Source organism: Calditrichota bacterium (genome assembly GCA_014359355.1).
Classification (GTDB): domain Bacteria; phylum Zhuqueibacterota; class Zhuqueibacteria; order JANLFK01; family Oleimicrobiaceae; genus Oleimicrobium.
Map to the genome: position 1 here is coordinate 1 of JACIZP010000049.1, position 22446 is coordinate 22446.

Here is a 22446-nt window from a genome sequence, read left to right on the forward strand (position 1 = left end):
AACATCCTCTCGCAGCCAGAGTTCATCAGCCACGAGCAGATGAGCAAGATTCTGCAGTTGCTCGACCAGAAGCACGTGCTCGTCCAGGTCCTCAACGAGCAGGGCAAGAAGGAGGGCGTCTCCATCATCATCGGCGAGGAGAATCGCGAAGAGCTCATGCGCAGCTGCAGTCTCATCACCGCCACCTACAATCTGGGCGACGTGACCGGCACCCTCGGCGTGCTGGGCCCGACGCGCATGCAGTATGCCAAGGTCATTGCCTTGGTGGACTATATGGCGCAGGTGCTGCGCGAACTCATCCGCGAGCGCCAGGTGATTTGAGGACTATGTTGCCTAGGGAGCGGTAGACGGCCGAGATGACAGAGAAGACGTCGACGACGACAGAGTTGGCCACTGAGGAGAAGCCGGGCAAGGCAACGGAAAGGAAACGCGCCCCAAGAGCGACGGTCAAGTCCCTGCGGGCGGAGATAGAAGCGTTGACGCAGCAACTGGCAGTCTGCAACGACCGGTTGCTGCGCAAGGCGGCGGAGTTTGACAACTACAAAAAGCGGGTGCAGCGCGAGGTGGCGGATATTGTAGTGAACGCCAACGCCGACCTGGTGCGCGCCTTGCTCCCGATTCTGGACGACATGGAACGTGCGCTCCAGCAGGATCCTCAGACCGGCACTTTCGAGCAATTCCGGGAAGGTGTCCGGTTGATCTGGGAGAAGATGAACAGAGTGCTGCAGGAGCGCGGATTGGTGCCCATCGAAGCGGTGGGGCACCCCTTTGATCCCGAGCGCCACGAGGCCCTCATGCAGACGGAGAGCGAGGGCACGCCTGCCAACACGGTGGTCATGGAACACCAACGCGGCTACGAGTTCCAGGGGCGCGTGTTGCGCCCGGCCAAGGTGGTGGTGAGCAAGTGATGAGCCAGGTGGGCGACAGCAGACCCCTCTTAGCAACCGCCGGAAGCGGCAGCGCGTGAAATGGGAAAACGGGACTACTATGAAATCCTGGAGGTTCCCCGGGATGCCACTGAAGAGGAAATCAAAAAGGCCTATCGCCGCATGGCGATGAAGTATCATCCCGACCGGAACCCCGGAGACAAAGAGGCGGAAGAGCGATTCAAGGAGGCGGCCGAGGCATACGAAGTCCTGCGTGACCCAGAGAAGCGACGGCGCTATGACCTCTACGGTCATGAGGGCGTGAAGGCGGGTTATGGGGACTTTGCTGGCTTTGGGTTCGACTTGAGCGACGCGCTGCGGGTATTCTGGTCTGCAGGGTTTGGCGGCTTTGCCGATCTGTTTGGCATAGGGGAGGAGCGGCGGCGCGGACCACAGCGCGGCTCTGACCTGCAGATCAGATTGCGATTGGACTTGGCGGAGATAGCCACTGGCGTCACCAAGAAGCTGAAGCTGAAGCGCTTCGTGCGCTGCGAGAGCTGCCGCGGCTCCGGTGCGCACCCAGATTCGCCGCCGACTACCTGCCCCCTCTGCCACGGCACTGGCCAGGTCAGGCAGGCGACGCGCTCCATCTTCGGCTCTTTTCTGAACATCACCACCTGCTCGCGCTGCGAAGGACGGGGTGAGATCATCACCCGGCCGTGCTCAACGTGCAACGGGAGCGGCCGGGTGCAAGCCGAGCAGACCATCGAGGTGCAGGTGCCACCGGGCGTAGCCACAGGCAACTACATCACCTTGCGGCAGGAAGGCAACGTCGGCCCCTTGGGCGGCCCGCCCGGAGACGCCATCGTGCTCATCGAGGAGAAAGAGCACCCCCACTTTGAGCGGCACGGCGATGACATCCTCTACGATCTGCCGATTAGCTTCGTGCAGGCGGCCTTGGGCGATGAGGTGGAGGTGCCCACGCTGAACGGGAGAGTGCAGTTGCAGATTGACCCGGGAACGCAGTCGGGCAAGATCCTCCGCATGCGCGGCAAGGGGATACCCCATCTTCACGGACACGGACGAGGGGATCAGCTGGTGCGCATACTTGTCTGGACACCCACGAAGCTCAGTGCCCGCGAGCGCGAAGTCTTGGCAGCGCTCAAGGATTCGGAGAATCTAAAACCCCCTGCCGATGCACCTGGTTTCAGAGAGAAGGTGAAGAAGGCATTCAGTTGAGATGGGGTTGTTTGCTTTTTCCAAGCAGGAAAGGCGTATGATCGCCTTCCTGTTGGTTGGTCTTTTCGTGGGAGCCGGGGTCGATCTGTACATGCGGCAGCGCGGGGTTGAGTTCGATAACCCCGAGGCGGTGGCATACCGCGACTCCCTGCGGCAGGAATTCCTGGCTCGTGCCGCCGAGGCAGTGCCAGGTCTTCCGGTGGCCAGCGACAGCGGGCACACGCTTCATGCGGTGAGCGCATCGCAGAGGCCCCTCTTGGCAGTGAACATCAACGTCGCCTCGGTGGAAGAGCTGGTGCAACTGCCGCACATCGGGCCGGCGCTTGCCGAAAGGATTGTGACCCACCGGGAGGAGCACGGACCGTTTAGGAACATTGAGGATATCAAGCAGGTCAGAGGGATCGGCGAGCGTACCTTTGCCAAGATTCGACCGTATCTGACCATCGATTGAAGTTGCAGCGCACCGAATTTGCGGAGGAACAATGGCGGAGGCCAAGGCGAAGGGTTCGATACTGTACGAGTTGCTCATCGTCGTCCTCATTGCGGGACTGGTGGGCACCATCCTCTACCCGAAAAAGCTGTGGAAGGCCGAGGAGGAGAACACCAACCTCTGTCGCCAGCGCATGGACCATTTGCTGCGCGCAGAGCTCCTCTACATTAGCGTCTTCAACACCTACACGGACAGCATTCCCAAGCTGGTGGACCTGATCCTGAGCGACACCTCGAGGGCGCGCCTGCAAGAGTTCAAGAACATGGACTCCTTGCTGGCCGTGGATGCCATCAATGCCATTCGCGACCGGAGTAGCAAGGACGAGCTCGTTGCAGCGGCGGTGGCGGCAGCGCAGAAGCTGCCCCAAGATCGGCAACTCGTTGATTTTCTCGCCTTAGAGCGGCTGCAGCAACGTTACTCTAAACTTCCCTTGGACGCCGTGCTCGGCAACTGGCACGTGGTACCTGACAGTGCCCTGGTGGACACGCTCCGCGTGCCGCTGTCGGTGATGGAGGTCATATCCAAGGGAGCGCCCCTGGTCAAGAACAAGGACATCGTCAACGTCCTTTGGTTTGTCGCCACAGAGGTCCTGGACCTCGAGCAGCCGCAGCGCTGGGTGCTGGGGGTCCTGGAGCACAGTCCCGGCCTGTTAGCGCGGAGCGATTCGGTGGCGAAGGCCACGCTGGCAAGCTTCGCAACCTGCCCCACCAGCCAGCAGCCCTACCGCCTGACCGTGGACGACACCTCGGTGGTAAAATCGGTTACTATCGCGTGTCCCATTGACTCCGTCTACATCGCGCAGACCAAGAAGGACTTTTGGCGGTATCGCATAGGGGGCCTGCGCATTGAGAACCATGGCCGCATCGAAGGTGGCGAGCGGAGCTGGGGCACAAAGCGGTAGTGCGTGCGGATGCTGTTCACTCTCATGGGGAAACCACGGTGAACGAGCAGGAGGAAACGTTTCTCGGGGTATCCATCGGCAGCACAAAGCTGGCGGCAGTGGAATTGCGGCCTGCCGAGGGAACCAGAGCTGTGGTGACCGGCCTGAGATGCCTGCGCCTGGATAGGGAATTGGATTTCTCTCCTGACCATGAAGATGCACCAGCAGCCCTGGCGGCGGCGATGAGCAGACTCACCGAGGGCCGGACGGGGACACCACGAGTTGCCCTTGCCATCTCCGACCGCCTGGCCCTGGTCAAGTGCATGCCCGTGGACAGGGGCATGGAGAAGGAGGCGCTGGCCGAACATATGCGCTGGGAGGTCGAGCAGCTGCTGGTGGCAGGTCGGGACGAGTACCGGGTCGACTCCTCCCACGTGGCCATGCCTGGCGGAGGCCAGGATCGCTTAGTGGTGGTGGCCATCCGCAAGCCAATCATTGAGTTCCTAAAGAGCGCCTCTCAGCGAGCAGGCCTGCGCTTGGTGGCAATAGACCTTGACCTGTTCGCCGGTGTCCGCGCCGTTACTCACAATCACCAGCTTGGGCCCGGCTCCACCACGGCTGTTCTACGCCTGTTGCCCGAGGTTGCCACTGTGGCCTACCTGAGGGACGGAGAATTCTTCGACCTGGAAGAGACTGCTCTTCCAGAACGCGGTCCTCGTGACGAATCCTTTGCGCGCGAGTTGTGGGAGGGGCTCGAGCGCAAGAGCGGCAACGGCAAAGTGGAGCGCCTGCTGGTCTACGGGACGGGGTGTGAAGAGTTGGCTCCTGTTCTCCAGCGGCATTGCGCTTTCCCGGTGGAGGTCGTCAACCCCTTCCAACGTCTGGAGCTCTTGCCAGAGGTGGCCGGCGCCCGCCCAGAGGTGGGCGGGAACGAATTGGTGGCTGCCACGGGAGCGGCATTGCGCGGGGTGCCGCGCTCACGCGTGTAGAGGGAGGACTCGGCTATGGTCGATTTCAATCTGTTGGGCGAGGAAGAACCGCAGGAGCCGCGCCGCTCGGAAGGGGAGTACGAGTCGTACCGCTTCGAGGAGGCAAGCCCCGGCGGGGAGGGCAGGAGTGCCCACGACTGGGGAGAGGCATCGTCCGTGCCTGAGTTTGAGGAAGAAGAGCCGCGCAAGCGGCGTGCCTGGGCGCCATGGCTGGTGTTCTTCCTCTTTGCTGCGGTGACCCTTGCGGTGGTGTTTCTGGTGTGGCGACCCTTCGGGCACCGTCCCGCTCCTGTGACAGTGGCGCCCACGCAGCCGGCGGCGGATACAACTGAAACCACTGCTGCCGAGCTCCTTAGTGCGAGCACTCTGCCCCAGCGCATAGAGAACCTGTTGGCTGGCCTGCCCAGTGGGGCAGCGCTGCGGGGGCTTTCCTACACCAGCGGCCGGTTCTACCTTGAGGTCGAGGGCGGCGGACAGGGAGACGTGCAGGCCTATGCCGACGGCCTGAAAGGCATGCTGGCAGAAGGAAACGTGGCTGTGCGCCAGCGCGGGGAACGCGCGCTCCTGGTGGGGACCTTGGAAAGCCCGGAGAGCTCAGGACAGCCGTTGGGCCTCAAGTCCGTGGCGCCCGATACGCTGCAAAGCATGCTGAGACGCGCGGCCCAGTCGTTGGACCTCCGCGTGCTCAGGCTGAGCAGCGCGCGCCGCACCAAGCTGGCGGACACGTATCACACCCCGATTCAGTTGATGATGGAAGGGAAACTGACTGCAGCGCAGGAGTTCCTCCACCAGCTCGAGGACAGCGGCGTGGCCGTGCAGCTCACCAAACTTGTGATTACCCCCGTGAGCATGACCTCCAAACAGCCGGGTCTGGTGCGCATCGTGCTGCATTTGGACCTTTTGGAGTCGTCGTAGTGCTGTAGTCTTGCAGCGGGCCAGGTGGCCCGTTCAATCCAAGGGTGCCCTGAAGCTTCGTGGTCACCGAGGGTTTGGCCAAAGTACGGGCACCTTTTTTGTGGAGGGCGCAACTCTTCGTGCGGGTCGTAGCCGGACGACTGCGCGGACGACGCCTGCGGACCATTCCCGGGCAGGCGGTCCGCCCTACCAGCGATCGCGTCAAGACCTGCATTTTCGACATCTTGGGCGACAGAGTATCCGGGGCAATGGTCTTAGACCTGTTCGCCGGCTCTGGGGCCCTGGGGATAGAGGCTCTCAGCCGAGGCGCAGCCAGAGTCGTGTTCGTCGACTCCTCCCGCCGCGTCCTCATGGCCCTGGAGGAGAATCTGCAGGCTCTCGGCCTGAGGGACTCAGCCGAGGTGGTGTGCAGCGACGTGCACCGCTACTTGCGCCGGTGGCAGGGGGAGCAGCCGTTCGACCTGGCATTCGCCGACCCGCCGTACGACTTTTCCGGCTACGAGGCACTGCTTGGCGCTTTGGCAGAGAGAAGGCTGCTCCACCCAAAAGGGATGCTCGTCCTGGAACATCGCAAGGGGCTTCACCTCCTCTTCCCGGCAGAGGCGTTCGAGCTGGTGAGGACGAGGGAGTTTGGCACTACTGCAGTCTCCTGGTTTGTCATGCGCAGTGAGGTGGCCCATGAAGACCGTCATCTACCCAGGGACGTTTGATCCCATCACGAACGGCCACGTGGATGTTATCGAGCGCGCGGCAGGGCTGTTTGATCACGTCATCGTTGCCATCGCCCACAACATGCAGAAGACGCCCCTGTTCACGGTGGAAGAGAGAAAGGAGATGATCCTCAAGGCCACCCGGGGGCTTGCCAATGTGGAAGTGGATAGTTTCACGGGCCTGTTAGTGGACTATGCGCGGCGTCGTGGCGCGCAGGCCATTATCCGCGGGCTGCGCGCGGTGTCGGACTTCGAGTACGAATTCCAGATGGCCCTGATGAACAGGCGGCTGGCGCAGGAGGTTGTCACCGTGTTTCTCATGCCCAATGAGAAGTACACTTACCTCAACTCGTCCATTGTCAAAGAAGTCGCCCGTTGCGGCGGTGATGTGTCGGCATTCGTCCCTGCTTTTGTCGATGCGAAACTCAAGGAGAGGTTTGCGAGCCATGGACCTGATTGCGGAGATCAGAGCAAAAGCAAAGCGTCGGATTCGGAGGATCGTTCTTCCCGAAGGTGAAGAGCCGCGGGTCATTCAAGCGGCGCAGATTCTGCACCGTGAGGCCCTGGCCAGGGTCATTCTGCTGGGCGAACCGGGGCGCGTGAGGGCAAAGGCAAAAGAGTTGAACGTGCAGCTGGAGGACACGGAGATCCTCAATCCCTCCTCCAGCGAGCACCTGCAGGATTTTGCCAATACCTACTTTGAGCTACGGAAACACAAGGGGGTGACCGCCGAGCAGGCATTGGAGGTCATGAAAAACCCCCTGTTTTTTGGGGCGATGATGGTGCGCAAAGGGATGGCGGATGGCAGCGTGGCTGGCTCCATCAACACCACCGGTGATGTGCTGCGCGCGGCACTGCACTGCATTGGCACAGCTCCGGGCATATCGGTGGTATCCAGCTGCTTCGAGATGGTGTTGCCTCCGGACGGGCGGGTGCTGACCTTTGCGGACTGCGCCGTGGTGCCAGCGCCGACGCCCGAGCAGTTGGCCGATATTGCCATCGCTTCGGCTAGTACGCACCGCGCCTTGACGGGCGAGGAGCCGGTCGTCGCCATGCTCTCTTTCTCCACGAAAGGCAGTGCGGAACACGAGCTGGTAGACAAAGTGCGCTCGGCGGTGGAAATCGCGCGCAGCAAGGCACCCCACCTGGTGCTGGATGGCGAGCTGCAGGCCGATGCAGCCCTGGTGGAGGCGATTGGCAAGAGAAAGGCCCCTAATAGCCCGGTGGCGGGCAAGGCGAATGTACTCGTCTTCCCCGACCTCAACGCCGGCAACATCTCCTACAAGTTAGTGGAGCGTTTGGCTAAAGCGCGGGCGGTCGGCCCGGTCATCCAGGGCCTTGCCAAGCCCGCAAACGACCTGTCGCGTGGCTGCAGCGTGGACGACATCGTCGACGTCGTGTGCATCATCAGTCTCATGTCATAGACTCCGATTTCCTGTTTGCCCAGGGCAATTTCCGTCTCAGCTTCTCCTCCCCGCGCCTGCACCGTTGACATCGAGACGAGCCTGTGACTGCCGGGAGGGCCTATGGAGTCCATAGGTCTGAACAGTGACCTGTTAATCGGTGGCCGGCGCTTTCATGTGCAGACCAGTCTGTGCGGCGAAACCGGCGAACTCTCCGCCACCGTCTTTGAAAAGGGGCGCATAGTGGAGCGGGTCACCCGCCGTCTGGCGCAGGTGGTTTCGGCAGAAGAGGCGCAGCAGGAGGCAGCAGCACTCCACCGAGAGGCCAGCGATGGGGTGCGGATGTTGTTCGACCTCTGTGACAAGCTGCGTGAACTCAAGCACGCCCCGTCGCACAACCGGCTCGGGCTGTTGCTGCTGCGCCGCGGCTTCTTAGAGGAGGCCTGCGAGCAGTTCCGGCTGGCCATCGAGTTGGACGCCAAGGTGCCCGAGTATCACAAGAACCTTGGCGACGTCTACATGGCCCAGAAGCAGTATAGGCAGGCGGTGGCCGCCTATCAGCGCGGCCTCGACGGCGGGCCCAGCTATGCGGATCTGCATCGCGCCTTGGGACGTGCCTACTGGGCCATGGGTTCCCGGGACAAGGCGTTGGCCCATCTGCAGCAGGCAATTACCCTCAACCCGCGTTACGGAGGGGCACTGCTGGACATGGCCACCCTGCTCCTGGAAAGGCTCGTGCGGCAGAAGGCGGAAACTGCTCCTGTCCAAGTCGAAGAAGTGGCGGAGCTGGCTCGCAAGGCCTTGCGCCATCGGGCAGGCGAGTCCGAGCGTCTGACAGAGGCTCTGCATGCTCTCCACCACGGCCGACTGAAACAGGCCTTGGACCTCTTGCACTTGGCGAGCGTGAGCGGTACCCTATCCCCCGAGCAGGTGGAGCAAGAGCTGCTCCTCAGGCTTGTGCTCGGCAGCAGCAATGACGGCGGCGCGGTCGACCGGTTGGTGGGCCAGTTGGAGCGCCTCACCGCACAGCATGCCCAGTACGCCGACCTGCACAACAGCCTGGGTGTCGCATACCTGATTCAGGGGCGCAACTACTTGCTGCGGGCCGCGGAGCAATTCAAGGAAGCGCTGCGAATCAATCCGCGGTTTCGCACCGCCAAGCGTAACCTTCGCCTGGTAGAGAACGACGGCCGGGGCTTCCTCATCCTCCTGCGCACGCTGCTCAAGTAGGGGCGCCTGTTTTGGCGCCGTCACTAGGCGGAAACCGGTCACCCGCGCTACCGCAAAGGCGAATTAGGCCATGGTCGCCACTGAAGGGGGACGCGTAGTTTTCTTGGAGCGCCAAAAAAGAGGTGGTCGCCGGGGCGAATTGCCTCAGACATGGTATAGTGTTTGCAGATTCTGTTCATTAGCTTGTGGGCTGCAATCTTCAGGCTGTTCAGGGCCGATTTGTGTGTGAATTTGAGACATGTCGCGCAGGAGTTGTGGAATGAAGTGGCAGCTTGTTGTGGGCCTTGCAGTGGCGCTCGCTGGCGCAGTGGGGTCTGCTGTGGCCCAATCGCCCGCCCGCGTGGCGCCCTTGGACGCGCGGCCAGGGCAGAATGCGGTGTATGAGTTGCGTTTTGTTGCGCAAGACACCCTGACGCCCTCGGCAATCATTGAGCTCGTCCTGCCGCGGCCGTTGGACGTCTCCGGCGTGCAACTTGCCTCTTCAAGAGCATTGGATGGTGGCTTCGCGGTCAATGTAGTGGCAGACACCGTGCGGCTGCAGCGCTCGGGACTGGGCAGAGCAGTGCCCCCCGGAACGCCAGTTGACCTGCTGTTCGCGGCAGTGCGTAACCCGAAGAGCTGGGCCAGTGTCGAACAGGCCACGGTGCGGATCTTTGCCGATGCGGAGGCGCAACCTCAGGTATTTATGCTGCCAGTGACGATGGATACTACGAGCCAGGGCCGATAGGCGATGTTGTGCTGGAAGCGCCCCGAAATGTCCCGCAGGTGGACGCTTGCGGCTTTCCTCCTTTTGTTCGCGGTGGTGGCCGGACATGCGGTCTCCGCCGTGGCGGGGACCATCTCACCACTGAAGGTGACTCTTGTCGATTCCTCGGCAGGGGCGGCAACCATCTGCCGGGTTGACTTTGGTTTCCCCGGTACTCTGCCTAAGGACGGTCAAATCGTCGTCACTTTTCCCTTAGGCTTCAATGTGAGCGGTGTGGTCATCGCGGCATCGCCAGACCATTCCATAGACGGCGGGTTTCAGGTGTCCGCAGATCCAGCGACGCGCATCGTGACCGTGACCAGGGATGGTACTGGCTCCGTGAAGAGCGGATACGCGAACGCCAAGATTAGCTTAGCCCTCCTCGGGAATTCCACCGCGCCCGGTAGCTACACCATAACTCTTGAGACGCGCGACGGTTCTGGCACCCCCATAGACGGGCCGAACACCTCATCGTCCTTCCAGATCGTGTCCGGACCTTTGCACCATTTCGATCTCTCCGGTGTGCCGGCGTCTCTTACCGCCGGGAGCTCATTTCCGGGTCCGGTTCTCGTCACTGCCAAGGACGCTTACAACAACACGGTGACCACCTACTCCGGCACGGTCAGTTGGTCAAGCACAGACCCATTGGCGGTTTTGCCCGCGACCGGAGGCGGGTTCGTTGGCGGACAGAAGAGCTTCAGCGGTTCCGAGTTTGTGCTAAAGACCGCGGGGGCGCAGACGGTGACGGTGACGGATGCGGTGGCAGGGGTGTCGCGGCAGTCTGGGCCGATTACGGTGAGTCCGGGGGCGCTTCAGAGTTTCGCGTTGAGCAATCCTGGCAGCCAGGTAGCGGGGGTGGGTTTTGTGCTGGAGGTGAGTGGGGCGCAGGATGCGTACGGCAACAGTTGGAGTGGGACGATTGATGTGAGTTTTGCCGATGGGGGGAGCCACCTGGCGCCGAATGGGAGTGGGCCGAGTTTGAGCAGCATTACGGTGACCAATGGGAGTGGCAGTGCGGCGCAGGTATTGGTGAAGGCGGAGAGTGGGGTGGTGTTGCGGGGGTCGTCAGGAGGGGTGACGGACGACACGGATGCGTTCACGGTAGTGCCTGGGGCGTTGGGGTCGTTTGGGATGACGGGGGTTCCTGCGGCGGTGGTGGCGGGCAGTGCGTTTCCCTCGCCGGTAGTGGTGACTGCCTACGATGTCTTCGGCAATGTGAAGACCAACTATACCGGGCAGGTGTACTTTACCTCGACCGATCCTTCGGCGACGTTGCCCTACACCTCGGGGAGCCGGTACACGTTCACCGGTGACGACGCGGGTGAGCACAGTTTTCCAGGGTCCGGATTTGCGCTGCGGACTGCGGGGGCACGGACAATTACCGTGACGGATGGGAGCATCTCGAAGGAAAGCAGTGCCATCCAGGTAAGCGCGGGGGCGATAGCGGCGTTCACCCTGAACGTGGGGCTGAGCCAAGTGGCCGGGGTGCCATTTGCATTGTCGGTGAGCAATGCGGTGGACAGTGAGGGGAATCCGGCTTCTGGCACGGTGGTGGTGAGTGTGGAGAGCGGGGGAGGCAGTTCGCCCAATGGCAGTGCGCCGACGCTGAGTGACATTACCGTAGTGGCAGGCACAGGAAGCGCCAACCAGACGTTGGTGAACGCCGTGGGGACGTCGTTGCGCGGGACTGTGGGCAGCGTGGTCAGAACGACTGGGACGATTAATGTCCAGCCGGGGGCGCTGGGTTCGTTCGCGCTCACTGGTTATCCCGCGGCGGTGACGGCGGGGAACACCTTTGGGACGAACAACGTCACGGTGGCTGCGTACGACGCCTATGGGAATTTGAAGACCAACTACACGGGCCAGGTCTACTTCACTTCCAGCGACCCGCAGGCCGTCTTGCCCTACACGGCATCCAATCGATACACCTTCACCTTAGGAGACGGGGGCGTACACGCATTTTCTGGGACAGGGTTCGCTCTAAAGACGGCGGGGGCGCAGACGGTGACGGTGACGGACGCGGCGGCAGGGGTGTCGCGGCAGTCCGGGCCGATTACGGTGAGTCCGGGACCGCTTCAGAGTTTCGCGTTGAGCAATCCTGGCAGCCAGGTGGCGGGGGTGGGTTTTGTGCTGGGGGTGAGTGGGGCGCAGGATGCGTACGGCAACAGTTGGAGTGGGACGATTGCGGTGAGTTTTGCCGATGGGGGGAGTCACCTGGCGCCGAATGGGAGTGGGCCGAGTTTGAGCAGCATTACGGTGACTAATGGGAGTGGCAGTGCGGCGCAGGTATTGGTGAAGGCGGAGAGTGGGGTGGTGTTGCGGGGCTCGTCAGGTGGGGTGACGGACGACACGGATGCGTTCACGGTGGTGCCTGGGGCGTTGGGGTCGTTTGGGATGACGGGGGTTCCTGCGGCGGTGGTGGCCGGCAGTGTGTTTCCCTCGTCAGTAGTGGTGACTGCCTACGATGTCTTCGGCAATGTCAAGAGCAACTACGCCGGCAGCGTCAGCTGGAGCAGCTCCGATACTCAGGCCGAGCTGCCGCCGGCCGGCGGTGGGTTCTCTGGCGGGCAAAAAAGCTTTGCAGCTGACAAGTTCAAGCTGAAGACGGCGGGGGCGCAAACGGTGACGGTGACCGATGCCGAGGCAGGCGTCTCTGCCACTTCCGGAGCGGTGACGGTCAGCCCGGCGAATGTGGCGAACTTTACGCTCAGCAATCCGGGCAACCAGACGGCTGGCGTGCCTTTTGCGCTGAACATCAGCGATGCGCGGGACGCGTACGGCAATCCGGTGTCAGGAGTTTTCACGGTCGACGCAGAAGCTGGTGGAGGGGCGGCGCCCGATGGCACTGCAGCGGTGCTTACCCCCATCACCGTGGTGGCCGGCAGTGGTTCTGCCCTGCAGACGCTATATCGGGCAGAAACTGGCGTGCGCCTGCGGGCCCAACGAGCAGGGATAAGCAAGAGCACAACCCCATTCAGCGTGGCGCCGGGGAGTGCCCTCGGCACGTTCGGCCTGACAGGCTATCCCAACGCAGTGGTGGCCGGCCAGACCTTTGGGGGCAATTCGGTGGTGGTCACTGCCTTTGACCAGTGGGAAAACGTCAAGACCGATTATGCAGGCCAGGTCTGGTTTACCAGTACCGATGCTAACGCGGTGATCGCCTACGATGCTGCGCATCCAATAGCCCTGGTCAATGGCAGCCGCACTTTCCCGGGGAGCGACTTTGATCTCCGGACTGCGGGTCAGCAGCGCATCACAGTCACCAATGGCACGGTGAGCAAGGTCAGCGACTACATCAACGTGTCCGCAGCTCCTATTTCCGACTTTACCCTGTCAGCGAGTAGCCGACAGACGGCAGGTCAGCCTTTTGCGTTGACGGTGAGCGATGCGAAGGACCAATACAATAACGCTGCCTCTGGCCTCGTCACCGTGGGCATTGCCTCCGGAGGCGGCGACGCACCAAACGGTACGCCACCACGGTTGGCCGACATCGTCGTCGTGAACGGTGGTGGCTCTGCCATGCAGACCCTCTACAACGCGGTCCCGACACAATTGCGCGGGCAGAGTGGCTCAGTGACGCGCACCACAGGTACCATCGCGGTGGTACCTGGAAGCCTGGGGCGGTTTGCCCTCACTGGTTACCCGACGCGGACAAGAGCGCAGACGAGCTTTGCCCAAAATGTGACCGTGATAGCCTACGACCGCTACGACAACCTGAAGAGCAACTACACCGGGCAGGTGTACTTTACGAGCAGCGACGCGGGCGCCACGCTCCCTTATGATGTTAACCACCGCTACACATTTGTTTCAGGAGATAACGGTTCCCACACCTTCCAGGGGAGCGGTTTCGTGCTTCGCACCCCTGGCTTGCAGACCATCGCGGTCATCGACTATGACACTGGCATTAGCAAGCAATCTGATGCGATTGACGTCTATGCCCTGGAGATAAACTCGGTCACCTCTGCAGCCGTCAACGTGAGTCAGGGGCAACAGGGCGTGCAGGTGACTATGGCCGTGCGCAATTACGGGGCACTGCCGGTTACCATCACGGGCGCCGACCTGAGTTTCTTCTCAGTCCAGCCGCCACAAGACCGCTCTGCCGACTATGTGGTGGTGCGTACGGATGCTGCGACGCAGATACCCGCTGGCGGAACGCAGAGCTTGACGTTCTTGGTGGCCGTGAAAGTTTCGGCCACTCCTGGCGTCGTGACAGTCGACGGCTCGGTATCCGGACTTTACAGCGGCACGGCGGTTTCGGCAATTGGCGCCGCCAGCAAGCACTTGTGGACGGTGCAGACTCCTCCCAACCTGGCCGTTAGCGCCGTGAATGTGGTCTTGGACACTGTACGCCAGGGACAGGCTGATGTGCCGCTCACGGTCTTGCTTCAGAACACCGGAGCGAACGCGGCCACGGCGCGCATTGATAGCGTGCGCTTCTCCCTGCAAAGGAGCGGAATCCCGGTTGAGAGCGAGTACAGAATCGTGCCCTCTCCGGCCAATCCCACCACCCTGTCTGCGGATCAATCGAGGCAATTTGCTTTCACGCTGAGCGCATCGCGGAATGCCTCTCCTGGCGTGGTTCAGGTTACGGCTCATGCGTATGCCAAAGACGTTAACACGGGCAATAGCTACATTGCCTCCAGCACGCAGCCAGAGCTGTTCACCTTGGTACAACAGCCGAGCCTGGAGCTGCAGGCCATTCGCGCGTCGCAGGCCAACGTGACCCAAGGGCAGACTGCTGTCTGGACCGTGACCGTGCGGGTGCAGAACAAGAGCCTGACTGACTTGGTGGTTGACCTTTCGCCGAGCAGCACCTATGTCACCTTCCGCAAGGGGGCCCAGGACGTGACAGGCGAGTACACCCTCACCAGGCCTTCGGCGCTGGAGGGTGGAGGGACAATCCTGGAAGGCGGAGGACCGCCCGACAGCCTGGTGTTCATCGTCGTCGCTACTGGGCAGACCACGGGTGACATTACCATTGCGGCGCGCGTGGGGTGCAAAGATGGCACCTACGACGATTCAGGACGGTCTGGCGTCTTCGGCGGGGTCACGGTGCAATCGGTGCCGGTACTGCTCATCGACCGTATCGCCCCCTCCCAGGACACCGTCACGGTGGGGCAGAGCAAGGCGTGGCAGATCGATGTGCACATCCGTAATGGCGGAGGGACCAATCTTCAGGTCGATTTTGCGCAGTCGACAGTAACCCTCGCGCCGGAAGAGCTGCCTGGCGTGGAAATTGTCAAGCCGACAGCGCTGCTGAACGGCAACGACCTCATCCTGGAGGCGGGGACGGCTGATGTGATGAGGTTTGTGGTCACCCGCACCGGAGTACCTGCGGGCCAGGTGAGCATCGGGGCTACCGTGCGGGCAGTGAACGTGAACTCCGGGGCCGCCCTGACGCGCACCGCCACGGCTGCGGTATGGGCACAGACGCCCGCGGACCTGAAGATCACGCGCGTAGAAGCTTCCGATACGACCGTCACGGCAAGGCAGACGAGGGACTGGACGGTGCGCGTACACCTTGCGAACCTTGGGCAGAGCGACGTGCTCCTGGACCTGTCGCCCCAAGGCACGCGTCCCATCTTTGTGCCCACAGGCGACCACAAAATAGTTTGGCCAACCGGTCTTGAGGGCAGCGGGGGCACAAGGCTTCGCGGAGGGGCCACTGGTGCTCTACTGTTTGTGGTCGACGAGACCGGCTCCTCTGCGGCCAAGGTGGCCCTCCACGCGCAGGTTCGCGCAATAGAGGTGAATAGCGGTCGCCAGCTGACAGACGACACCTACGATGCTGGCAGCGACACGGTGCTCATCCAGTCGCCGGCGGCAGTCGCCTACCTGGCTGGGTCCTTGTCGCCCAGGAGCGTGAACCGGGGTAGCTACGCCGCGTTCAGCCTGAGAGTGCGCAACAGCGGGGGCTCAACCGTCATCCTCCAGCAGCAAAGCACCTGGCTTAAGATCGACGACGGGCAAGGACACGTTTTCCAGGCGCTGCTCAATGGGCCAGCGGGGAGCGTCATAGCCCCTGGGGATACCACGCTGACCTTTGTGAGCACACAAGTGCCCCGGACGATGGCACCCGGCCTCTATGCGCCGGTGCTGCAGTTGTTCGGCACGGAGAACCAAAATCCGTTCTCGCAGCAGACGACCTTGGCGGATGTGGTGCAAGTTGCTGCCGAGGCGCGTCTGGCCATTCAAAACACTGCCGCCTCGCAGCCCAGTGTGACGCAGGGGCAGACGCGACCTTGGTACCTTTCCGTTTACGTGAGCAACAATGGAGTAACGCCGGTACTCTTAGACAGCGCGCGGGTGCGCCTCTATCGGCTTGGCACCGAGGTCACCGGCGAGTACACCCTGCAACAGCCCACCGTCTTCTACGGCAGTGGTACGCGCGTGTTAGCTGCAGGCGCAAGCGATGAGCTTCGCTTCCCCGTCGTGCAGACGTTAGCAATTACCACCGGGCCGATTCGCATCTACGGCGAAGTGTGGGCCACCGAGGTGACCGACCCGACCAATCATCTCTATGCAGTCACCAACACGCAATGGGGTTACTTCACGGCTCAGACGCCGGCTCAACTGGCCGTGCTCATGGTCCGTCCTTCCCAGCCTGCGGTAACCGTGGGGCAGACCACCGAGTGGAGAATCAGCGTGGTCCTCAGCAACGCGGGTGGCAGTGACCTCCTCGTTGATACGCTTGCGGCGCGCACCTTTGTCAGTTTTTCTGCGGGAAGTGGCTGGGTAGTGGCACGCCCGCAGGCACTTGCCGGCGGCGGCCTACTGTTGGAAGCAGGGAGTGTGGACAGCCTGGTGTTTGTGGTCACCAGGAGTTCGACCACGCCAGGCGTAGTGGCGGTCACTGCTACTGTGGCGGCCGAAGAGGTCAACAGCGGCCGGCAATTGGTAGCTTCCTCTGACGTGGAGCAGGCGGGATTGGTGACCGTCGAGCAGCCGGCAGCGGTGCGCCTGGCCGGATTAGAGGTGGAGGCGCCAAACGCGCCTTTCGTCAACGTCGGCCAAGGGTACAAAGTGCGGGCGCGGGTGCGGAACCTCGGGGAAGAAGCTGCTACCAACGTTGTCGTAGCCCTCCAGTCTGAGCCAAAGTTGAGCGCGATTCCTGCTACAGTGACCCTCCCGAGCGTTCCCGGCGGGCAGCTCGTCGAGGTACGGGCGAACGCAACGGCGGGCCTCATCCCCGATACTGTAGAGGTGGTCACCGCCCGTTTGGTGCAGGCCATGTCGCAGAACACCGGCTTGCCGGTCACCATCCTTCCGGCAGAAAGCGCGGGCGATTCCCTCACTCGTGTCTACACGCAGAAGCCGGCCGCACTGGACATCACCAGCGTCGTGGCGGAGCCGGACACGGTGCTTGCCGGGCAAACCGGTCCGTTCTGGACAATCCGCGTGGCGGTCAGGGACACCGGCTCGGCTGGAGCAGTGCTCGCGGCGCCCGCTCCCTCTAACTTGACCATCCGCGTCAGTGGTCAGGAGCAAGGGGACTATGTCATCGGCGCGCCCAGCGGATTCGTGGGTGGCGGGCTGAGCTTATCTGGCGGCCAAGAGCGCATCCTGGAGTACACAGTGTTTAAGACCGGGGCGAAGGGTGGGATTGGCCAGATCCTGGTGGAGCTGCAGGGTCAGGACCTGAACGACTCAACGCAGGTGCTCCACGTCACCGGTGACGGCAGTTTCTATGTGGCCAGCCCGGCGCGAGTGCAGATTTTCTCCACGGTAGCCCGCGCCCACAACGTTGCTGCCGACGGCACCGCCCACGTCAACGTACGCCAGGACTTTGCCGTGGAAGTCGTGGTGGCCAACGTCGGTGGCGAAGACGTGGCTGATGTACGCGTTGGCTTACGTCCGCAGTACTCCCAGGCGCCCCCGTCGCAGCTCATTCCGCTCATCAAAGTTGGGCAAGAGCAGACGGTAACGTTTTCGCTGCGCGCCGACAGCCTGCGTCGCCCGCAAGGAGAGCTGTTTGAGGCCGTTATCGAGGCGGCAAGGGGTGCGGCCAGTGGCCTTGCCGCCCAAGTCTTTCCTCCGGTAGATGCAACCGCCCGCGCAATCATCCACAGCCCGGCACGGGTGCGGCTCCGTCGCCTGTACTTGGCCATGCCGAATGCGCCCTACCTCACCTCCGGAGAGAAGGCCGAGGTGAGGGCGGTGGTGGAGAACCTCGGCTCGGAATCCGTGCACAACGTGCGGGTGCGCCTGGGCGCGGCGCCGGGCAATGCTCTCATACCTGACACCCTTGTGGTGACCACAAGTGCCCTTGGCGGGACTCCGGACAGCGCGGTCGTCAGCTTCTCGATGAGGGCAGGCACATTGACAGGACCTGTCACCTTCCGGGCGTACGTGGACAGTGCGTACGCGGACAACGTGCCCGAACCCGCGACAATCATCGCTCCGGTGACGGACAGCTGCGTCGGCCATATCCAAACTGCGCCAGTGCCTCAGGTGGTGGGCCTGTTCTTCTCCCAGGATACGGTGCTCGCGGAAAGCAACGAGCCTTGGTTATGCGAGGTACGACTACGCAACGGCGGTGAAGCGGGCCTCCTGTTCGAGCCGCCCAAGGCCAGCGCGCTGGCGATCTCCATCCAGGGTGTGGACCAGACGAGCACCTACGAAGTCTTGGCGCCCAGCGGGCTGAGGACTAGTGGGAGCCATCTGTTAGCGGGCGGCACAGGCGACAGCTACATTTTCGTGGTGCGGCGCACGGGCCCGTTGGGGGGCATGGCCTTGGTGCGGGTGAGTTTGGTGGCACGCGACGTCAACCTCGGCCAGAGCGGTCCCGCCTACGAGCTCGTAGCGCAGGACAGCCTTTTCGTCAAGACCGCAGCGGTGGCACGCGTGCGCCGCACCGAGGTGGTGACCCGCAATGTCGACCCCCTCGGGGTGGGCATCGTCAACACCGGCCAGCAGTTCTCCATCAAGGTGGTGGTGGAGGAAAAGCAGGGGCGTGAGGGTTTGGACAGCGTCCGCGTGCAGCTCATTCCTCCCGACACCTCATTCGCCGTAGCCGAAAGCGTGCTGGTGATTCCCTTTATCGACCGCAACGGGGCCGATTCGGTAGCATTCTCTGTGACCGCGCCTGGCCAGGAGAGGGCACAACCGCAGCGCTTCCAGGTGCGGGTGCTCTCGGCCATCGCCCATGAGAGCCGCATCCCGGCGACGGTGATGCGCGAGCCTTTCTTGGAACAAGCCCTGGTGGTTGTGCAGCGTCCGGCCAATCTGAGCGTCGGGGTGGCGCTCGAAGGTGGCGCTACAGTCCTCACCGCAGGCCAGCCTTTCCGCGTCGTGGCGACGGTGACCAATCTTGGGTCAGCCGCCTGTGATAGCGGCAAACTCCTGCTCACGCCCCCCACAGGCTACCGGCTCATCACCGAAAAGGATACCTCGGACGCGCCACGCGAGTTGCTGTTTGAGCTGGGAAGCAAGTCTTCGACGACGCTTGCGGTCTCAGGCATTGCCCCTGCGGTGGCAAGCTCCGGTGATGTTTTCCGGCTCGCGCTCACGGAAAGGCCTCATGATTTGAACACGGGCTCAGAGGTTGCAGTAACCAAGGGAATTGACACCTTGGTCGTGCAGACGGTGGCACCCGGGATGGTGGTGGAAAGAGTGTGGGTGAGCTGGCCCCCCGGCGCCACTGATGACACCCTGTCGACAGAACAGGACTTTGTGCTTTCGGCGCTGGTGGTTTCTTCTCCAGACCTGGCACAGCGACGGGCCGTGCTGCGGCTGCCCCTTGGATCTGGCTACCAGTTGCGTGCGGATTCGGTCCGTGCCATCAGTTCCTCGCCACAGACGGTGAGTTGGACGATACGAGCTCCCTCTGATCCCGATGTCCAGCCGGCAGTCCTGATGGTGGTTGCTTCCGGTGTGGACGGCGCTGGCAACTCGGTGCGTGGCGACCAGGCCCACGAGGTCTTGACGGTCAAGAGGGCACTGCTGGCTCTCGAACCACTGGCTATCGTCGAGCCTGCGGGGGCCGCTGGCGGTGACCTCTCTATCGGACAAAGATTCAAGCTGCAGGCGACCGTGCGAAACACCGGCGAGGCGGGCACCACCGGTGCTGGTCGACTCAAGCTCTCCCTGGGCGAAACTCGCTGCACCCTCGACGCCAGCGAGCCGGATTCTATCAAGGCCTTCACTCCGGGCGCCTCAGTCTACTGGTGGTTGCGAGCTGCCCCGGAGTTGACCTCATCGGCAACGCTGAGCGTCACCATCATCGAGCGGCCGGACGACGAAAACACTGGCAGCAGGGCCCAAGTCTCCAACGCCACGAGTCTTCTCAACGTGCGCACTCTGGACCGCGGCTTCGTCCGGGTCGACACCGTCTTCATCAGCGAGCCGGCAGGGGCAGTCGACGGCACGCTGTCGACTGGACAAACCTTCATCGTGACGGCGCAGGTCACTTCCGCCCGGTTGTCTGGCGACACGCTGAGCGCCGTGCTGAGCGTCTCTGACGATAGCTACTATGCCGAGTCGTGGAGCAAGAGGGTAGTGAGCGGCAACCGCGCAGTGGTGCAGTGGCGAGTTGAGGCGCCGAACCCACCGGTGACCACCGGGCTTCCGGACACGCTCTGGGTGACCGCTTTAGGGCGCGACTGGCGGAGCACCGACGTGTTCCTTACTTCAACCTCTGAGCCCTTGCTCGTGGTTCTGCAGAGACGAGCCGACTTTCGCCTGCGCGCTGAGGTCTTTCAGCCGGCTGAGGCCGCGCGCGAGCGACGCCTATCGACAGGACAGCTCTTCCAGATGCGGGCGTTGGTTGAGGTGGAGGGGGAGGCCGGGTTGATGCCGGGCGACCTTTTCACGGTCGAGATGGCCCCGCCTGGAAGCCGGTACACCGTGGAAGAACCGTTGGTGCAGAGCAGCAGCTCTGGGGTTCTCATCTGGACGCTTCGCGCACCAGCCACTCCCTCGGCAGGGCCGGAGCAGTTCAGCTTCCGCCTCCTCGACTGGCCGCGCGACGTGAACTCAGGGCAACGGGTGAGCACCCCCCTGGATCCAGACGACAAGGTGGCCGTGACGACGGTCACCAGGGCGCGACTGGTCTGCCGGGTTGCCATTGTCGCTCCGGCCGACGCTGTGGGCGGACAAGTGCGCGTGGGCCAGAACTTCGTGGTGAGGGCGTTTGTCGACAATCTTGGCGAGGCGGGCTACAAACGGGCGGAGGATTTTCGTTTTCGCCTCTCGCTTCCCTCCGGCTATGTGACGCAAGACGACATCGTGAAAGCGCCGACTGGTGACGTGGCGATGGTGCAGTGGCAAGTGCGTGCCCCTCTGCTGGCCACGTTGCAGTGGGATACCCTCAAGGTGGAGCTTCTGGACGTTGGGCTTGACCAGTACTCGGAGCAAAAGGCCGAGGTAGCCGATCCCACCGCACTCCTCGCAGTCCAGACCGTGGCAGCCGTGGTGCACGTGAGCATCTACCAGGTGGACAGGCGCTCTTCGGCCATGACGGGGGCGTCGGGAGTGCCTTTGCTGGGGCTCCGTTTCTACAATCCTGCGGCAGAGGGGACCGCCCATTTCTTGCTGGAAAAGCTGGTGGTGCAGCTCCGTGACCCGCAAGGCGGAGAGCTGTCCCCCCGAGAGACCATTTCGCGGATCGCGGCCGTTAGACGGGGACAGCCGCTGCGGCCATTTGTGCAGGTGCACGACATTCCGGCGGCAAACCCGCTGGTGCTGGACTTTACCACAGACACCGTGGACACCTTGCGGGCCAGCGTGCCGGACTCCTTGGAGCTGGTCGTGGACCTCTTGCCGCACACTAAGGCGCAGCGCCTGATGCTGGCCGTGGATTCGGCGCTGCATGTGGTTGTGCGGGATGCCGAGTCCGGCCAGCTGGTCACAGTGACCGATACGCTTGGCAACTTTAGCGCGGCCATGCGCTTGCAGTCGGATTTCCGGGTGGTCGTCCAAGGGGAGTTCGACAAGGCTTTTGGCGCCTACCCCAATCCGTTTGGCCAGCCTGATAGGCCGGTGGTCACCTTTGTCTACAACCTGACGGCCGACGCCGATGTGACCATTTCCATCTATTCGCTGATTGGCGAGCTGGTCTGGACGCGCCACTTCCCCAGGGGCACTCCCCAGGCACGGGCAGGAGCGCACGAAGGGGAAGTCTTTTGGGATGGGCGAAACGATCGCGGCCAGCGTGTGCTCAACGGCATCTACATCGCGCGCATTGTCACCAGCAACGGGCAGGAGGCCGTGACCAAGATTGGCGTAGTGCATTGAGGGCTATCTTGGACAAGAAGCCAATGAGACTTCGGCAAATAGCAGTGGCAGGTCTCCTCCTTGTGGCCCTGTACGGGCTTGCCAGTGCCCAGGCAGGTGGACAGCGCCATCTGTTCACCTACGGCATAGGCGCCCGGGCATTGGCCTTGGGCGGAGCCTGCGTGGGGGATCCGCGCGACCCCACTGCCTTGTTCTGGAACCCTGGCGGCTTGGACTACTTGGAACGGAAGAGTGTGACGACCTTCTATGCGAATTTGGTCTGGGGTGCCAGTTTGCAGTCCGTGGGATTTGTGCTTCCCACGCGCAACGTGGGCACGCTGGGTTTTGGCTACGCGCGCATCGGCATCGGTGGGGCACCTGGTCGGAGCGCCCACAACGAACCGGAAGGCACGTTCGGTTTCCAACAAGAAGAGTTTCTCGTCTCCTACGGCAAGCAGATCTTCTCCTGGCTGTCCGTGGGGGTGACGGGCAAGCTGGAGCGGCAAGAGCTGGCAGGTTTTACCGCCAGCTCGTTGGGAGGGGACGCCGGGCTGTTGTGTGCGCTCCCCTTCGACAATTTTCTGTTGCGCGACCTGCGCTTTGGGGTTTCGGTGTGCAATCTGATCAGCCCGCATCTGCGGCTGACACGCGCGGAGGGTGAGGTGGCTGCCGGCGTCGAGCGGCTGCCGGCCATGGTGCGCGCAGGCCTGGCCCGCGTCATCCGCACTGCCGGCAACGGCAGTGCAGTGGTAGTGCACTTTGACGT

General features: G+C 62.7%; 14 protein-coding genes. All 14 read left to right on the forward strand.

What is annotated here, in order from left to right:
* The coding region (locus H5U38_02165) for a hypothetical protein (protein ID MBC7185817.1) at nt 1–321 on the forward strand (321 nt) is incomplete at its 5' end.
* 35 nt (nt 322–356) lie between these two features.
* Entirely contained in the window at nt 357–908 is a 552-nt protein-coding gene (grpE, locus tag H5U38_02170) for a nucleotide exchange factor GrpE (protein ID MBC7185818.1), read from the forward strand.
* A 60-nt stretch (nt 909–968) separates the two neighbouring features.
* Nucleotides 969–2105, forward strand: coding sequence for a molecular chaperone DnaJ (gene dnaJ / locus H5U38_02175; GenBank protein MBC7185819.1), 1137 nt, complete (start codon nt 969–971; stop codon nt 2103–2105).
* 37 nt (nt 2106–2142) lie between these two features.
* On the forward strand, nt 2143–2556 hold the full coding sequence (locus H5U38_02180; GenBank protein ID MBC7185820.1) for a ComEA family DNA-binding protein: 414 nt from the start codon (nt 2143–2145) through the stop codon (nt 2554–2556).
* A 31-nt stretch (nt 2557–2587) separates the two neighbouring features.
* Nucleotides 2588–3496 carry a hypothetical protein gene (locus H5U38_02185; GenBank protein MBC7185821.1) on the forward strand — a complete coding sequence of 303 codons (909 nt, stop codon included), beginning with the start codon at nt 2588–2590 and terminating at the stop codon, nt 3494–3496.
* Nucleotides 3497–3534: 38 nt separating this feature from the next.
* Nucleotides 3535–4464: a pilus assembly protein PilM gene (gene pilM / locus H5U38_02190; protein ID MBC7185822.1), complete on the forward strand. Its 930-nt coding sequence runs from the start codon at nt 3535–3537 to the stop codon at nt 4462–4464.
* 15 nt (nt 4465–4479) lie between these two features.
* Nucleotides 4480–5379, forward strand: a complete 900-nt coding sequence (locus H5U38_02195; GenBank protein MBC7185823.1) for a hypothetical protein — start codon at nt 4480–4482, stop codon at nt 5377–5379.
* A gap of 119 nt (nt 5380–5498) precedes the next feature.
* The gene (gene rsmD / locus H5U38_02200; GenBank protein MBC7185824.1) at nt 5499–6089 is read left to right on the forward strand and encodes a 16S rRNA (guanine(966)-N(2))-methyltransferase RsmD; all 591 of its coding nucleotides are present in this window, start codon (nt 5499–5501) and stop codon (nt 6087–6089) included.
* Nucleotides 6058–6606: a pantetheine-phosphate adenylyltransferase gene (gene coaD / locus H5U38_02205; GenBank protein ID MBC7185825.1), complete on the forward strand. Its 549-nt coding sequence runs from the start codon at nt 6058–6060 to the stop codon at nt 6604–6606. The genes rsmD and coaD overlap by 32 nt, the downstream gene beginning before the upstream one ends.
* On the forward strand, nt 6536–7513 hold the full coding sequence (gene pta, locus H5U38_02210; GenBank protein MBC7185826.1) for a phosphate acetyltransferase: 978 nt from the start codon (nt 6536–6538) through the stop codon (nt 7511–7513). The genes coaD and pta overlap by 71 nt, the downstream gene beginning before the upstream one ends.
* Nucleotides 7514–7615: 102 nt before the next feature.
* Nucleotides 7616–8722, forward strand: coding sequence for a tetratricopeptide repeat protein (locus H5U38_02215; GenBank protein ID MBC7185827.1), 1107 nt, complete (start codon nt 7616–7618; stop codon nt 8720–8722).
* 259 nt (nt 8723–8981) lie between these two features.
* A complete protein-coding gene (locus tag H5U38_02220; protein MBC7185828.1) occupies nt 8982–9449 on the forward strand; it encodes a hypothetical protein in 468 nt (155 codons plus the stop codon).
* Between the two features lie 27 nt (nt 9450–9476).
* Nucleotides 9477–21701 (forward strand): hypothetical protein, encoded by a 12225-nt coding sequence (locus H5U38_02225; GenBank protein ID MBC7185829.1) that lies wholly within the window; start codon nt 9477–9479, stop codon nt 21699–21701.
* A gap of 23 nt (nt 21702–21724) precedes the next feature.
* Nucleotides 21725–22446: hypothetical protein (locus tag H5U38_02230; GenBank protein MBC7185830.1), on the forward strand; the 722-nt coding region annotated here is incomplete at its 3' end.